The sequence below is a fragment of the Streptococcus sp. k-378 genome, assembly GCF_013277505.1.
Taxonomy (GTDB): Bacteria; Bacillota; Bacilli; order Lactobacillales; family Streptococcaceae; genus Streptococcus; species Streptococcus pseudopneumoniae.
The window spans coordinates 1-1,476 of the sequence record NZ_VMNC01000118.1; the positions used below are offsets into that span (position 1 = coordinate 1).

At 30.8% G+C, this 1,476-nt stretch carries 1 protein-coding gene and 1 pseudogene; both read right to left on the minus strand.

The genetic code is table 11. The features are described from left to right. Positions 1-61: 61 nt before the first annotated feature. Positions 62-859 (minus strand): tyrosine-type DNA invertase PsrA, encoded by a 798-nt coding sequence (gene psrA / locus HT719_RS10060; protein ID WP_023934726.1) that lies wholly within the window; start codon positions 857-859, stop codon positions 62-64. Between the two features lie 89 nt (positions 860-948). Beyond that, a pseudogene (locus HT719_RS10065) lies at positions 949-1,476 on the minus strand (restriction endonuclease subunit S); the annotation flags it as partial.

Here is a 1,476-nt window from a genome sequence, read left to right on the forward strand (position 1 = left end):
ATAATAAGAGCCATAATCACAAAAAAATAGCAGATGGTCAATTTGACCACCTGTTATTTTTTTACCAATTAACAATTTTATCTACAATATTTTGTTGTTCAGTAGCTGTTTTCCTTAGATAAATTCGAGTAGTTTCTATACTTTCGTGTCCCATCAAATCTGCAAGCAAGGCAATATCATTATACTTCGATAAAAAATTCTTAGCAAATAAATGTCTAAAAGAATGAGGGTAAATTACTTTAGGATTCATTTTGTATTTATCAGCATAATTTTTTAACTGTTGAGCAACTCCTCTTGCTGTAATTGGTTCATTAAATTTATTCAAAAATAAATAACCACTTCGGCGATTTTCTGATTCTAACCAACTAAGACAACTATTTCTTAATTTTTTAGGAATGTACAGTCTACGAATTTTACCACCTTTTGAGTAAATGTCAAAATAACCGATTTCTACATGCTCTACTTTTAGTTTAATAAGCTCACTTACACGAGCCCCAGTTGCACCTAAAAACCAAACGACAAAATGCCATTTTAAAATACCATCTTTTTTCAAACTACGTTTAAGAAAAAGGTAATCAGCATGGCTAATGACATCTTCTAAAAACGGTTTTTGCTGTACTTTGACAAATTTTAATTTCAAATCATCATGACCAATAAAAGTCAGATATTTATTTACTCCTTGTAGTCGCAAATTGACAGTTTTAGGTTTAAAATTGTCTAATAAATATCCCTTGTATTCAAATAAATCTTCCATTTTGAGTTCATAATTCTCCAAGAAAAATCGAACACCATAAAGGTACGAACGCACAGTATTTTCAGCTAAACCAGCTTTCTTCAAATGTAATTCAAATTCTTTCAACGTAAAACTCCTATCTTATGTTTGATAGAAATTCCACCGCACGTAAAACTATTATACTAAATTAGTGCGTCAATATGGGCGAAAAATTGTTCGATTTTATCAACGATTCTGGATTGTTCAGGAAGGGGTGGGAGTGGGATTAGAATAGAAGCAACTTTATCACTATTCAAGTTTTTCACAACAGCTCCACTAATTAGAGATAAAAATTGAGAATAAACTACATTTGATGAAAGAATATAGAATAGGTAATCTCTATTTAATGAGTTTTCATAGTTCGAAATAGCCAACCATCCATCGTGTATTGCACCATCAACATTCAAAATATAAGGTCTACCAAAACTCATAGAATTAGTTAACAAAAATGTACCTTTTTTTACAAATCTAGTTTTGTTAAGCCCTGATTTTTTGATTTTTTCTTTAACATTATTTATATACTTTTCACCCTTTTCAGTATCACCTATTTTTATCCAATTTATTCCATCTACTTCGGAAGTAAGATAATCTTTGATTGGTCGTGGAGAACCACCTCTAACAATTTCAACCAATGTAGAAAACCTCACCCACTCCCAACTTTCAGGAATATCATAAGGAACTTCCTCATAATAAGAGTTATCATC